Raw genomic sequence first — 15,781 nt, forward strand, 5'->3', positions numbered from 1 at the left:
GTCAAGGTCGGCGGCTTCCGGATCGAACTCGGCGAGATCGAGGCGGCGCTGGCCGCCTGTGACGGCGTACGCGCCGCCGTGGCCGCCGCGCCCGGAGACCGGCACCACCGCCGCCTCGTCGGCTACGTCGTCCCCGACCAGGCAGGGGACCAGGAGGAGTTGCTGGCCCGTGTCCGTGCCCACGCCGAGCAGCACCTCCCCGCCTACATGGTCCCCCCACTCCTGCGCACCATCGACGCCGTCCCCCTGTCCGCCAACGGCAAGGTCGACCGCGCCGCCCTCCCCGACCCCACCACCCCCGGCACACACGTGCCGGAACCCGCCGCCCTCGGCCCCACCGCCGCCACGCTGGCCACGCTGGCCGCGGAGATCATCGGTATCGACGGGATCGACCCGCACGCCGACTTCTTCACCCTCGGCGGCGACTCGATCATGGGCGTGCAGCTGGTGTCCCGGGCCGGGGCACAGGGCATGGACGTCACCGCGGCGGACCTGTTCCGGCACCGTACGATCGCGGACCTGGCCGCCGTCGTCGACGAGCGGGCGGCCGGGACGGCGGCGGCCGGGGAGGACGAGACGCTGCCGCTCACGCCGTACCAGCGGCACCTGTTCGAGCTGGCGGCCCCCGAGGCGCCGACGACCGCGCACCGGTTCACCCTCCCCGTCGCTCCCGACTTCGCGCCCGAGCGGGCCGAGGAGATCCTCGCGCTGCTGCGGCGTCGGCACCCGGGGCTGCGGATGCGGTTCGCCGAGGGGCCGGACGGCTGGTACCAGAGCGAGGTCGGCGCGGCGGACGAGACGGGCGCCGCGGCGGCGTACGTACCGCTGATCGACCTGTCCGCCCTGCCGCCCGAGCGGCGGGCGTCGGCCATGGAGCAGCTCGGCGACGACATGCGGGACGAACTCGATCCGGCGGCCGGGCTCACCGTCAAGGCGGCCCTGTTCGACCTCGGCCCCGGCGACCGTCGGCTGACGTGGCTGTCCCACGCGCTCGTCACCGACCTGCGCGGTGTGCAGCTGCTGCTGAGCGACTTCTCCACGGCGGCCGAGCTGCTGCGCGACGGTCGTCCCGTCGACCTGCTGCCGCCGACGCGGCCCTTCGCGTGGTGGGTGCGCGCGTTCCCCACCGTGCCCGCCAGCGGGGAGACGGCGACCCCGGCGGACGGGCCCGTGCACCGGTTCGCCACCGTGCTGGAGCGCGACGCGGCCGAACGGCTGCTCGGCGCGGCGGCGTCGGCGTACCGGCTGACCGGCCGTGAGGTCGCGCTCGCCGCCCTCGCCCGTGCCGCGTTCGAGGCCACCGGCCGGCACGCTCACGGCTTCGCCGTGGAGGACGACGCCCGGCCGCTGAACCTGGGTGACCTGGACGTCAGCGGGAGCGTCGGCGCGTTCTCCCGTGTCCTGCCGGTGACGGTCGAACGCCACGCGCCCGGCAAGACCGCGGCGCTGCTGACGGCTGCCAAGGAACGGCTCCGTGCCGCCGTCCGCGACGACAGTCTCCGCCCCGACGGCCCCGACCCGGCCCTCCTGCTCCTGCGGGACCTGGACGAGCTGGCGGAACTGCCGCGCCTCGGGCACCCCTTCGTCCCCGACGGGCCGGTGGCGCCGCCGGTGTGGGACCCGGGCACGGCACCCGGCCATCCACTCGTCGTCACGACCTACCGCCTCGACGGCCGGTGGTACGTCGACTGGGCCTGCCGGGGGGACGCGGCGCGCGCCCTGGCCGAGGACCTGGCCGCCCGTGTCGACGACGCACTGCGTGACATCGCCGAGCACTGCGCGGCGGCGGACAGCGGCGCGGTCAGCCCCAGCGACTTCCCGCTGGCCGACCTCGACCAGACCGCGCTCTCCGCCCTGGCCGCCGCCCTGGACGGCGACGACGACTTCTCCCCGAACGACGGCAGCGACCGCGAGGTGAACCGATGAGGCTCGACGGCATCGAGGACGTGTACGAACTCTCCTCCGTCCAGGAGGGACTGCTCTTCCACAACCTGTTCACCCCCGGCGCGGGGGTGTACCTGGAGCAGATCACCCTCACCCTGCACGGCAGCCTCGACGTGGCCGCCTTCCGCCGCTCCTGGCAGACCATCGTCGACCGGCACCCGATCCTGCGCACCAGCTTCCACTGGGAGGGCGTCGGCAAGGCGCTCCAGGTGGTCCACCGCACGGTGGCGCTGGACATGCCCGAACTCGACTGGCGCGACGCCACGGCCGAGGAGCAGCGGGCCCGCTACGAGCGGTTCGCGCTGGACGACCGGATGCGCGGCTTCGCCTTCGACAAGGCCCCCCTGATGCGCACCGCCCTGCTGCGCACCGCCGACGACACCTGGACGTTCTTCTGGAGCTTCTCCCACCTGCTGCTGGACGGCTGGTCGTTCGGCCTGTGCTTCTTCGAGCTGACCCAGCTCTACAACGGGCTCGCCCAGGGGCGGCACCCCACGCTGGAGCGGCCCCGCGCCTACCGGGACTACGTCGCCTGGTGGAAGCGGCGCAGCACCGAGCAGGCGGAGAAGTTCTGGACCCGCCACCTCGCCGGGTACGAGCCGCCGCGCCGCTCCCTGGAACTGGGCAGTGTCGACCGCCGCCCGCCCGGCCCCGGCGAGCCCAGCCACGGCATGTTGCCCGACCGCGACCTGGTCGCCCTGGTGCCGCGCCTCGGCGAGGTGGCCCGCGAGCACGGGCTGACCGTGAACACCATCGCGCAGGGCGCCTGGGCGCTGCTGCTCAGCCGCTACCTCGACCGCGACGACGTCATCGCCGGGTCCACCGGCACCCAGCGCCCGGCCGGGCTGCCGGGGGCCGAGCAGATCATGGGCCCGATGCTGGCCACCATGCCGGTGCGCGCCCACGTGGACCCCGACGCGGAGCTCATCGGCTGGCTGCGCGCCCTCCAGCAGGAGATGGCGGAGGCCAGGGAGAACGCCGACATCGCCCTGCCCGAACTGCGCCGCCTCGCCCACCTGCCGGGCAGCGTCCCCCTGTTCGACATGGACCTGGCCTACGAGAACGTGCCCGTGCCGGACATGACGCTGCACGGCGTCCGGATCGGCGAGTCCACCTACGACGGCCGACCGCACTTCCCGATCACCATGATCATCATGCCGGGGGAGCGGCTGCCCGTGCCGCGACTGGTCTACGACCGCACCCGCTTCCCCGACCGCGCCGCGCAGCGGCTCATCGACCACTTCTACACCGCCCTGACGGCCATCATCGACGACCCGCACCGCCGCCTCGGCGACATCCCCGTACTGCCGGACGCCGAACGCGCGCAGCTCGACGGGTTCACCGCCACCGAACCCGTGCCGGTGCCGGGCACCCTGCACGAGACGTTCGCCGAGCGGGCCCGCAGCCACCCCGACAAGGTCGCCGTCGTGTGCGGCGCCGACCAGCTCACCTACGGCGAACTCGACCGTCGCGCCAACCGCCTCGCCCACCGCCTCACCGGCCTCGGCGCGGGCCCCGGCGCCACCGTCGGCCTGGCCATGGAGCGGTCCACGGACATGCTCGTCGCCGTCCTCGGCGTCCTCAAGGCGGGCGCGGCCTACGTCCCGCTCGACCTGACCCACCCCGCCGAACGCCTCGCCTACACCCTGCGCGACGCCGAGGTCAGCGCCCTCGTCACACATGCCGCGGGCCGCGACCGCGCCCCCGTCTTCGACGGCCCCCACGTCGACCTCGACGCCGACGCCGCCACCCTCGGCGCGCTGGGCGACGAGCCGCCCGCCCAGCGCGCCGACGCCGACTCACCCGCGTACGTCATCTACACCTCCGGCTCCACCGGCCGTCCCAAAGGCGTGGTGGTGACCCACCGCAACGTGGCCCGGCTGGTCGCCGGGGCGGGGACCCGCTTCGACTTCCGGGCGGACGACGTGTGGAGCATGTTCCACTCCTACGCCTTCGACGTCTCCGTCTTCGAGACCTGGGGCGCCTTCCACCACGGCGCCCGCCTGGTCGTCGTACCCCGGGACGACGCCCGCTCCCCGCAGGCCCTGCACGCCCTGCTGCGCGAGCACGGCGTCACCGTGTTCAGCCAGACACCGTCGGCGTTCCGCCCGTACATGACCGTCGCGCTCGACGCCGCCGACGACGGGCAGCCCCCGCTGCGGTACGTCGTCTTCGCCGGTGAGCCGCTGGACGCGCCCGTGCTGGCGCCCTGGGCCGAGCGGTTCGGCCTGGACCGGCCGCGGCTGGTCAACATGTACGGCATCACCGAGGTCACCGTGCACTGCACCTACCACGAGGTCACCGGGGCCGACCTCACCGGCGGCATCCCCAACAACATCGGCCGACCGCTGCCCGACGTCCGCGTGCACGTCCTGGACCGGTACGGCAGGCCCGCGCCGATCGGGGTGGGCGGCGAGATGTACGTGGGCGGGCCCGCCGTCGCCCGGGGCTACCTCGGCCTGCCCGAGCTGACCACCGAGCGGTTCCTGCCCGACCCGTTCTCCACCGACCCGGACGCCCGCCTCTACCGCTCCGGCGACCTGGCCCGCTACCTGGAGAACGGCGACCTGGAGTTCCTCGGCCGGGCCGACCAGCAGGTCAAGATCCGCGGCTACCGGGTGGAGCCCGGCGAGATCGAGACCGTCCTGCGGGAGGACGACGCCGTACGGGACGTGGTCGTGATCGCCCGCGAGGACACCCCCGGCGACCGGCGCCTGGTCGCCTACGTCGTCACCGACGGCGAGGAGGACCCGGCCGCCCGGCTGCGGGACCGGGTGCGGGCGCGGCTGCCCGAGCACATGGTGCCCTCGGCGGTGGTCCGGCTCGACGCGCTGCCGCTGACCGTCAACGGCAAGACCGACCGCGCCGCCCTGCCGACGCCCGACGGGGCCCGCCCCGACCTCGGCTCCGCCTACGTGGCACCCCGCGACGAGCGGGAGGAGGCCATTGCCCGGGTGTGGTCCGAGGTGCTGGGCGTGGCCCGGGTCGGCGTGCACGACGACTTCTTCGCGCTCGGCGGGCACTCCCTGCTGGCCACCCGCGTCGCCTTCGGCGCCTCCGCCGCCCTCGGTGTCGAGGTGCCCGTCCGGCTGGTCTTCGACCGGCCCACCGTGGCGGCCATGGCGGCGGACCTCCCCGACACCGCCCCCTCGGCCGCCACGGGCGCGGAGACCGCCCCCATCACCCGGCGCGCCCGCGGCACCGCGGCCGGAGGGGGCACGGCATGACCCAGGACCTGTCCGCCGCCGTCGGCACCGATCTGCTGCCCTGCTCCTCCGGGCAGCACCGGCTGTGGCTGCTCGAACAACTGGAGCCGGGCAGCGCCGCCGCGCACGTCGAGCACGTCGCCGTCCGGATGCGCGGCCCGCTCGACCCGGACGCCCTGCACCGGGCCGTGAACACGCTGGTGGAGCGGCACGAGACCCTCCGCACCGCCCTCGTCGACGTCGACGGGGAGCCCGTGCAGGCCATCGCGCCCCGGCTGACCGTGCCGCTCACCCGGCTCGACCTCACCGAACGCCCCGACGACCTCGACGCCGTACTGCGCGAGCGGGTGCTCGGCCCGTTCACCCTGGACCGCGCCCCGCTGTTCCGGACCGCCCTGGCCACCCTCGGCCCCCACGACCACGCCTTCGTCGTCGCCTTCCACCACGCCGTGTACGACCAGTGGTCCGGCAGCGTCTTCCTGCGCGACCTGCTCACCTGCTACCAGGGCGGCCAGCTCCCCGAACTGCCCATCCAGTACGGCGACTTCGCCGCCTGGCAGCGGGAGCGCGCCGACGACGGCCGGGAACGGGCGGAACTCGACCACTGGGCCCGACGGTTGTGGGACCTGCCCGTCCTCGACCTGCCCACCGACCGGCCCCGGCCCCCCGTACGCGCCCACCGCGGGGCGACCGTCACCGGCGAACTCCCGGCCGACGTGGTGCGCGCCCTGGGCGAGCTGAGCAGGGCGCACGGCGCCACCCCGTTCATGACCGCGCTGGCCGCGTTCGGCGCCGTCCTGCACCGCTGGAGCGGCCAGGAGGACATCCCGGTCGGCACCCCGGTCGCCGGACGCGACCGGCCCGAGGTGCAGGACCTCGTCGGGTTCTTCGTCAACAACCTCGTCCTCCGCACCGACCTGGCCGGTGACCCGTCCTTCGACCGCCTCGTGGAACGGGTCCGCGGCACCTGCCTGGACGCCTACGCGCACGCCGCCGTCCCCTTCGAACGGCTGGTGGAGCACCTCGCGCCCGGCCGGGACCTGTCCCGCAGCCCGCTGTTCCAGGTGATGTTCGTCTTCGGCAACGTCCCCATGCCCGCCACCGACGAGCCCGGTCTGCCGCGCCTGGAGATGCTGCGCACCGACACCGGCGCCGCCAAGTTCGACCTGTTCTTCGCGCTCGTACCGCAGGGCGACGTGATGCGCGCCGTCCTGGAGTACGACACCGACCTGTTCGACCGCTCCACCGCCGAACGGCTCCTCGACCACTACGGCCGACTGCTCGCCGCCGCCGTACGCCGGCCGGAGCTGCGGCTGTCCGAACTGCCGCTCGCCTCCCCGGAGGAGGAGACGCGGCTGCGGGAGTGGGGGACCGGGCCGGTGCGGGCCCTGCCCGAGGCGGGCGTCCTGGAGCGGATCACCGCCGACGCCGACCAGGTGGCCGTCAGCTCCGGGTCCGAGCACCTCACCTACGGCCAACTGCGCGCCCGCGCCGACGAGATCGCCGCCCGGCTCGGCGCGACCGGCGTCACCCCCGGCTCCCGCGTCGCCGTCGCCCTGCCCCGCGGCCCCGAACTCGTCGCCGCCCTCCTCGGCGTCCTGCGCGCGGGCGCCGCCTACGTCCCCCTCGACCCCGCCCACCCGGCCGCCCGCACCCGCCTCGTCCTCGACGACGCCGCCCCGTGCGCCCTGCTGACCACCAGCGCGCTGCACGCAGGGCTCCCGGCCGACGGCATCCCGGCGGTCCTGCTCCTCGACGCCCCCGCCGGTCCACCCCCGCGCGTCGGACCGCCCGGCTTCCCCCGCCCCGACGACCCCGCGTACGTCGTCTACACCTCCGGCTCCACCGGCCGCCCCAAGGGCGTCGTCGTCCCGCACCGGGCGCTGACCAACCTCCTGCTCGCCACCGCCGACACCCCCGGGCTGCGGGCGGACGACGTGCTGGCCGCCGTCACCACCGTGTCCTTCGACATCGCCGCCCTGGAACTCTTCCTGCCCCTGGTCACCGGCGCCCGCGTGGAGATCGTCCCCGCCGACGAGGCCGCCGACGGCGAGCGGCTCGCCGCCCGACTGAACGCGTCCGGCGCCACCGTCCTCCAGGCCACGCCCAGCACCTTCCGGCTGCTCCTCGACGCGGGCTGGCACCCCGGCGGGCGGCGGTTCACGGTGCTGTGCGGCGGCGAGGCCCTGCCGTCCGACCTCGCGGCGGCGCTGACCGGGACCGGGGCCGACGTGTGGAACATGTACGGGCCCAGCGAGACGACCGTCTGGTCCACCACCCACCGGGTGCGCGGCGACGAGGACCCCGTCCCGCTCGGCCGACCCCTCGCCAACACCGTCGTCCGCGTCGCCGGACCCGACGGCGGGCCCCGCCCGCTCGGCGCCACCGGCGAACTGTGGATCGGCGGCGCCGGACTCGCCGACGGCTACCTCGGGCGGCCCGAGCTGACCGCCGAGCGGTTCGTCGACCGCGCGGACGGCCGCTGGTACCGCACCGGCGACCTCGCCCGGTACCGGGCCGACGGGCGGCTGGAGTTCCTGGGCCGCGGCGACTTCCAGGTCAAGCTGCGCGGCTTCCGCATCGAACTGGGCGAGATCGAGTCCGTACTCGCCGGGCACCCGGCGGTCCGGGAGGCCGTCGTCCAGGTACGCGAGGACGTCCCCGGCGACCCCAGGCTGGCCGCCTACCTGGTCCTCCACCAGGAGCCCCGCGAGGACACCGTCGCCGCCGTCCGCGCGCACGCCGCCGCCGCGCTCCCCGCGCCCATGGTCCCCGCCTCCCTCACCGTCCTGGACGCCCTCCCGCTGACCGCCAACCGCAAGGTGGACCGCGCCGCGCTGCCGGCCCCCGGCGCCACCGCCGTACCGCACCGGTCCGCCGTACCGCCGCGCACCCACGCCGAACGGGAGGTCGCGCGGGTGTGGTGCGACGTCCTCGGCCTCGACACCGTCAGCGTCCACGACGACTTCTTCGCGCTCGGCGGGCACTCCCTGCTCGCCGCCCGCGCCGCCGCCCGGCTGCGCGCCCGGTGCGGCATCGACCTGCCCGCCCGCGCCGTCTTCCAGCACCCCGTGCTGGCCGACCTGGCCGCCGCGCTGCCCACCCCGGACGAGGACACCGCCGCCACCGCCGCCGTACCCGCCCTCGACCGCGTCCCGGAGACGTCCGGCCCGCACGCCGGGGCGTGTCTGCTGCCCGCCTCGTTCCAGCAGCGCCGGGTGTGGTTCCTGCACCAGCTCGACCCGGACAGCGCCGCCGCGTACGTCATGCACGGCGCCCAGCGCCTCGACGGCCCGCTCGACGCCGACGCGCTGCGCGCGGCCACCGAAGTGCTCGCCCGCCGCCACGAGACGCTGCGCACCTCGTTCACCGTCCGCGGCGACGAACCGGTCCAGGTCGTCCACCCCGACCCCGTACCGCTGTTCGAGCTGGTCGACCTCACCGACCGGCCCGACGACGCTCCGCGCGTCCTGCGCGAGCGGGCCACCGCCCCCTTCGACCTCGCCGCGCCGCCCCTCGCCCGCGTCACCCTGCTGCGGCTCGCCCCCGACCGGCACGTCCTCCAGCTCGTCGTCCACCACGCGGTCTGCGACCGCCTCACCGTCGACGTCCTCACCCGCGAACTGGCCGCCGCCTACACCGGCGAGCAGGCCCCGCTGCCGGAACTCCCCGTCCAGTACGGCGACTACGCCGCCTGGCAGCAGCACTGGCTCGCGAGCCCCGAACCGGCCCGGCAGACCGAGCACTGGCGCGAGCGGCTGGCCGGGCTGCCCGTCCTCGACCTGCCCACCGACGCGCCCCGGCCCGCCGCCCCCCGCCACACCGGCGCGACCGCCACCCACGACCTGCCGCCCGACCTCGTCCGACGCCTCACCGCACTGGCCGAACGGCACGACGCGACGCTGTTCATGGTGCTGCTCACCGGCTACGCGGTCCTGCTGTCCCGCTGGAGCGGCCAGGACGACTTCGCCGTCGGCACGCCCATCGACAGCCGGACCCGCCCGGAGCTGGAGAACCTGGTCGGCTACCTCACCAACAACCTGGTGCTGCGCACCCGCCTCGACGGCGACCCCACCGTCGCGGAGCTGCTGGCCCGCGTCCGGGAGACCTGCCTGGACGCCTACGCGCACGCCGACGTGCCGTTCGAGAAACTCGTCGAGGAACTGCGGCCCGACCGGGACCTGGCCCGCAGCCCCCTGTTCCAGGCGATGTTCATCGCCGTCCACCTCGACGCGCCCGGCCTCGCCCTGCCCGGCGTGCGCGCCGAACCGCTGCCCCCGGCCGCGGAGTCCGCGAAGTACGAACTCACCTTCACCACCTACCCGCACGACGGCGGCCAGCGCGTCGTCGCCGAGTACCGCAGCGACCTGTTCCAGGCCGCCACCGTCGAGCGGATGCTGCGCCAGTACGCCACCGTCCTGGACGCCCTGTGCGACGCCGACCGGCCCGTGGCCGCCCTCGACGCGCTCCCCGCCGACGAGCACGCGCTGCTCTCCGCCTGGGGCACCGGACCGGCGCTGGACATCCCCGGGACGTCGCTGCCCGGCCTGCTCGCGCCGTCCTTCGCCGCGCACGCCGACCGCGTCGCCGTCAGCGACGGCGCCCAGCGCCTGACGTACGCCGAACTCGACGCCCGCGCCCACCGGCTGGCCCGCGCCCTGCGCGCCGAGGGCGCAGGTCCCGGCACCTTCGTGGCCCTGTTCCTGGAACGCCGCCCCGACCTGCTGGTGGCCCTGCTCGGCGTGCTGCGCTCCGGCGCCGCCTACGTGCCGATGGAGGTCAACTTCCCGCCGGAGCGCCTGCGGTACCTGCTGGAGGACTCCGGCGCCGGCATCGTCCTCACCCACGACCACCTCGCCGACGCGCTGCCGAAGACCACGGCCCGCGTCCTGCGCCTGGACACCGACTGGCCCGCCGTCGCCCGCCAGCCCGCCGACCCGCTGCCCGACGGCCCCGGACCCGACGACCTCGCGTACGTCATCTACACCTCCGGCTCCACCGGCCGCCCCAAGGGCGTCGCCCTGCCGCACCGGCCCGTGGTCAACTTCCTGCTCAGCATGGCGGACGAACCCGGCGTCCGCGCCGAGGACGTGGTCGCCGCGGCCAACACCGTCTCCTGCGACATGCCCGTCCTCGACCTCTACCTGCCGCTGCTGTGCGGCGCCCGTATCGAGACCGTCCCGCTGGCCGACGTACTCGACGGCGAACGGCTCAGCGAGCGGCTGCGCGCGGCGGGCGTCACCTACCTCCAGGGCACGCCCACCACCTGGCGCCTGCTCCAGGAGACCGGCTGGACGCCGCCGCCCGGCTTCACCGCCCTCGCGGGCGCCGAGAAGGTCCCCGCCGACCTCGCGCACCGGCTCACCGGCGCGGGCGCCACCGTCTGGCACCTGTACGGGCCCACCGAGACCACCGTCTGGTCCACCGTCCACCGCGTCGGCCCCGGCGACGACCCGCTGCCGCTCGGCCACCCCGTCGCCAACACCGACCTGCTGGTCCTCGACACCGCCCGCCGCCGCACCCCGGTCGGCGTCCCCGGCGAGCTGTACATCGGCGGCGACGGACTCGCCGCGGGCTACCTGCACCGACCCGACCTGACCCGGCAGCGCTTCGTGCCCGACCCGCGCGACCCCGGCCGCCGCCTGTACCGCACCGGCGACCTGGTCCGCTACACGCCCGACGGGACCCTGCGGTTCCTCGGCCGCACCGACTTCCAGGTCAAACTGCGCGGCTTCCGCATCGAACTCGGCGAGATCGAGGCCCTGCTGCGCGAGCACCCCGACGTTCGCGACGCCGTGGTGACCGTACGCGAGGACACCCCCGGCGACCCGCGCCTGGTCGGCTACGTCGTCCTCGAACGGCCCGTACCGCACGAGGCGCTCCTCACGGACCTCGACGAGCGCGCCCGCACCCGGCTGCCCGCCCACATGGTGCCCGCCGCCCTGCTGGTCCTGGACGAACTCCCGCTCACCCTCAACCGCAACAAGGTCGACCGCTCCCGGCTGCCCGCCCCCGGCGCCCGCCAGCGCACCGGCCGCGGCGGCTACGTCGCCCCGCGCGACGCCCGCGAACACGCGGTCGCCGCCGTCTGGGCCGACCTGCTCGACCTCGACCGGGTCGGCGTCCACGACGACTTCTTCGCCCTCGGCGGCCACTCCCTGCTCGCCACCCGCCTGGTCACGGCGCTACGCTCGACCACCGGCGGTCCCTTCACCGTCCGGTCGGTGTTCGAACGGCCCACCGTCGCGGCCCAGGCGGAACTCCTCGCCGAGGGCGCCCACGTACCGCGCCCCCCCATCCCCGTACTCGACCGCGACCCCGGCCCGTACAGCCTCCTGCCCGCCTCCGCCCAGCAGCGCCGCGTCTGGTTCCTCGACCGGCTCGCCCCGCACAGCGCGGGCGCCTACCTCATGCGCGGCGCGCTGCGGCTGCGCGGCCGACTCGACGTGGCGGCGCTCCAGGGCGCCGTGGACCTGCTCGTCGAACGGCACGAGACGCTCCGCACCGGCCTGGTGACCGTCGACGGCGCGCCCGCGCAGCGCGTCTACCGGCGCGCCGACCTGCCGCTGCGGCACGTCGACCTCACGGCCGTCCCCGCCGACCGGCGCGAGGACGAGCTGCGCGCCCTGCTGCGGCAGGAGGCGGAACGGCCCCTCCCGCTCGACCGCGCGCCGCTCGCCCGGATCACCCTGGTGCGGCTGTCGGAGCGGGAGCACGTCCTCGCCGTCGTCACCCACCACGCCGTGTCCGACCGGCTGTCCACCGAGATCATGGTGCGCGAACTGGCCGCCGCCTACGCCGCCCTGGCCCGCGACGCCGTCCCGGAGCTGCCCGCCCCGCCGCTCCAGTACGGCGACTACGCGGGCTGGCAGGAGCAGCGCCTGACCGGCGCCCACCTGGACGCGCGGGTCGCCCACTGGAAGCGGCGGCTCGACGGGGTGCCCCCGCTGGACCTGCCCACCGACCGGCCCCGGCCCGCCCGGCAGACCTACCGGGGCGCCACCCGCTCCACCGCGCTGCCCCGCGCCCTCGCCGACGCGCTCGGCCAGCTCGCGGCCACCGAGGACGCCACGCCGTTCATGGCCCTGCTCACGGCGTACGGCGCCCTGCTGCACCGGCTCTCCGGACAGCCGGACTTCGCCGTCGGCACCCCCGACTCCGGCCGCACCCACCCCCAACTGGAAAACGTCCTCGGCTACTTCGCCAACACCCTCGCCCTGCGCTGCGACGCCTCCGACCGGCCCTCGTTCCGCACCCTGCTGCGCCGTCTGCGCGACACCTGCCTGGACGCCTACGACCACGCCGAGGTGCCCTTCGAACGGCTCGTGGAGGAGCTGCGACCCGCCCGCGACCCGTCGCGCAGCCCGCTGTTCCAGACGCTGTTCATCCTGATGCCGCTCCCGGCACCCGCCCTGGACCTGCCGGGCGTGACCGCCGAGCAGGTCGACATGCCGGGCGGCGGCGCCAAGTTCGACCTGACGCTGATCGTGCAGCCGGGCGCGGACGGCGCCGACGACCGGCTGCACCTGGAGTACAACGCCGACCTGTTCGACGAGGCCACCGCCGAACGCCTCCTCGACCGGTTCCTCACCCTCGCCGCGTCCGCCACCGCCCACCCCGACGAACCGCTCGCCGACCTGGCGCTGCTGTCGACGGCGGAGGAGGAGGCCCTGGACTACTGGGGCACCGGGGCGCCTCCCACACCACCCGGCCCGAGCGTCGTACGACGGTTCGCGGCACAGGCGGCCCGCGCCCCCGGGCGCCTCGCCGTCCGGTGCGCCGAACAGGCCCTCACCTACGGCGAGTTGAACACCGCCGCCGACCAGCTGGCCCACCGGCTGCGGGCCCGCGGCGCCGGACCCGGCAGCCGGATCGTGCTCGCCACCGAGCGGTCCGTGGACCTGTTCGTCGCCCTGCTCGGCATCCTCAAGGCGGGCGCGGCCTACGTCCCCGTCGACCCGACCCAGCCCACCGAACGCGTCCGCACCCTGCTCGCCTCCAGCGCGGCCGACCTGCTGGTCACCACCACCGCGACCGCCGCCCACCTCCCGGACGGCACCCCGCCCACCGTCCTGCTCGACGCCACCGACCCCCCCGACCCCACCCCCGTACCGGACCAGGACCCGGCACCCGACCCCGCCCCGCACGACCTGGCCTACGTCATCCACACCTCCGGCTCCACCGGCCGCCCCAAGGGCGTCGAGATCACCCACGGCGCCCTCAGCCGACTCCTCGACAACCTCGCCGGGCTCGACTGGACCGGCCCGGACGACCGGATGGCCGCCCCCACCACCTGCGCGTTCGACCTGTCCGTACCCGACCTGTTCCTGCCCCTGGTCACCGGCGCCGCGATCGAGGTCATCCCACCGGCCGAGACCCGCGACGGAGCCGCCTTCGCACGGCGCCTGCGGGACACCGGCGTCACCGTCATGCAGGCCACCCCCACCACCTGGCAGCTGCTCCTCGACGCGGGCTGGCACCCGCCCGCCCGGTTCACCGCCGTCTGCGGCGGCGAGCGCGTCCCCGCGGACCTCGCGCACCGCCTGCGGGACGCCGGGGCGACCGTCTGGCACATGTACGGCCCCACCGAGGCCACCGTCTGGGCCACCGCCCACCGCGTCACCGGCACCGAGACCCGGCTGCCCCTGGGCCACCCGCTGCCCGGCGTACGGCTCCGGGTCGCCGACCGCGACGGACGCCGCGTCCCGGCCGGGGTCACCGGCGAACTCCTGCTCGCCGGACCGCAGCTGGCGCGTGGATACCACGCCGACGAGGAGCAGACCCGGCGCCGCTTCGTCACCCGGAACGGCCACCGCTGGTACCGCACCGGCGACCTCGTGCGGCACCGCGCGGACGGCGCCCTGGAGTTCGTCGGCCGCGACGACACGCAGATCAAGCTGCGCGGCCACCGCGTCGAACCCGGCGAGATCGAGGCCGACCTGACCGGGCACCCCGACGTCGCGCAGGCCGTCGTCACGCCGTTCGAACCGGTCCCCGGCGACCAGCGGCTCGTCGCCTACCTCGTCCCGGCCGCGCCCGGGGCCCTCACCGACGGCGGCCGGGACGTCCTGCGGGCCGCCGCCACGCGGCTGCCGTCGTACATGGTGCCCGCGACAGCGGTGGTCCTGGACCGGCTGCCGCTCACCGCCCACCGCAAGGTCGACCGCGCCGCCCTGCCCGCCCCCGGCGGACCCGCACGCCCCGCCGGGGACACCGGACCCGCCACCCCCACCGAGCGGCGGCTGACGGCCCTGTTCGCGGAGGCCCTCGGCCTCGGCGCGGTCGGCGTCCACGACGACTTCTTCGCGCTCGGCGGGCACTCCCTGCTCGCCGCCCGGCTGCACGACCGCCTCCAGCGGGAGTGGCCCGCCGCCCCCGGCGTCCGCGCCCTGTTCGAGCACCCGACCCCGGCCGCCCTGGCCGCCGTACTCGACACCCCCGGGCACCCGACCGCCGAGGACGCGCGCCCGGACACCGACGTCACCCTCGACGACGACATCCGCCCCACCGCCTCCGGCGCGGAGGTCTGGCCGCCCCGCGAGATCCTGCTCACCGGCGCCACCGGCTTCCTCGGCGCCTTCCTCCTCGCCCGGCTGCTCACCGACACCACGGCGACCGTGCACTGCCTGGTCCGCGCCGCCGACCCGGAGGCGGCCCGGCAGCGGCTCGTGGACCACCTCACCGCGCTCGGACTGTGGGACGCCGCCTGGGCCGACCGCATCACCCCCGTCCCCGGCGACCTCGCCGCGCCCCGGCTCGGGCTCGCACCCCACCGGTTCCAGGCGCTGGCCGCCCGCGCCGACCTCGTCGTGCACGGCGGCGCCGTCGTCAACTACGCGCTGCCCTACGGGGACCTGCGCGCCGCCAACGTGCACGGCACCCGCGAACTCCTGCGGCTGGCCTGCGCCGAGCGGACCACTCCCTTCCACCTGGTCTCCAGCCGGGCGGTGTTCGGGCGGGCCCGCGGCGGCGCCCCGCTGCTGGAGACCGGACTGCCGTCCACACCGCCGTACGACGACAACGGCTACAGCCAGTCCAAGTGGACCAGCGAGCGGCTGGCCCGGGAGGCCGCGCTGCGCGGACTGCCCGTCGCCGTGCACCGGCCCGGACGCGTCGCCGGGGACAGCCGGACCGGACGGTGGCAGAGCCAGGACGTCGCCTGCCACCTGATGCGGGCCTGCGCCCTCACCGGCCTGGTCCCCGACACCGCCCTCGCCACCGACCTGGTCCCGGTCGACCTCCTCGCGGGCGCGATCACCGCGCTCGCGCTGCGCCGCGACGCCCTCGGCGAGACCTTCCACTACGCCCCGGCCGCCAAGACACCGCTGCGGCTGCTCGCCGACGCGCTGCCGCTGGCCGGACACCCCGCCCGCCTGGTACCGCCCGACCGGTGGCTCACCGCCGTACGGGACCTGGCCGCCCGGCACCCGGCCGACGCGGGACTCGCCCTGGTCGTCCAGGAGTACGCCCCGCTCGCCCACCCCGACGCGGACAGCTTCCGCGAACCGGTCCACGACCACGCCACCACCACCCGGCTGCTCGGCGCGGACGCCGCCTTCCCCGCGGTCGACGTCCCGCTGCTGGCCCGCTACCTGCGGGCGATGACCGACCCCACGACGTAACGGAGAACA

General features: G+C 75.9%; 3 protein-coding genes. All 3 read left to right on the forward strand.

Features of this window, described 5'->3' with window-relative positions; all coding sequences use genetic code 11:
* A partial coding sequence (locus tag ABZ659_RS32120; RefSeq protein WP_360227177.1) for a phosphopantetheine-binding protein occupies positions 1-1,926 on the forward strand: 1,926 nt, incomplete at its 5' end.
* Positions 1,923-5,171, forward strand: coding sequence for an amino acid adenylation domain-containing protein (locus ABZ659_RS32125; protein WP_360227180.1), 3,249 nt, complete (start codon positions 1,923-1,925; stop codon positions 5,169-5,171). The genes ABZ659_RS32120 and ABZ659_RS32125, both read left to right, overlap by 4 nt.
* The gene (locus tag ABZ659_RS32130) at positions 5,168-15,772 is read left to right on the forward strand and encodes an amino acid adenylation domain-containing protein (RefSeq protein WP_360227183.1); all 10,605 of its coding nucleotides are present in this window, start codon (positions 5,168-5,170) and stop codon (positions 15,770-15,772) included. The genes ABZ659_RS32125 and ABZ659_RS32130 overlap by 4 nt, the downstream gene beginning before the upstream one ends.
* Positions 15,773-15,781 lie beyond the last annotated feature (9 nt).

It is taken from the genome of Streptomyces sp. NPDC006997 (assembly GCF_040635175.1).
Taxonomy (GTDB): domain Bacteria; phylum Actinomycetota; class Actinomycetes; order Streptomycetales; family Streptomycetaceae; genus Streptomyces.

Coding starts and splice junctions, on each gene's coding strand:
- ABZ659_RS32130 (WP_360227183.1), top strand. CDS start 5,168: ATGACCCAGGACCTGTCCGCCGCCGTCGGCACCGATCTGCTGCCCTGC.
- ABZ659_RS32125 (WP_360227180.1), top strand. CDS start 1,923: ATGAGGCTCGACGGCATCGAGGACGTGTACGAACTCTCCTCCGTCCAG.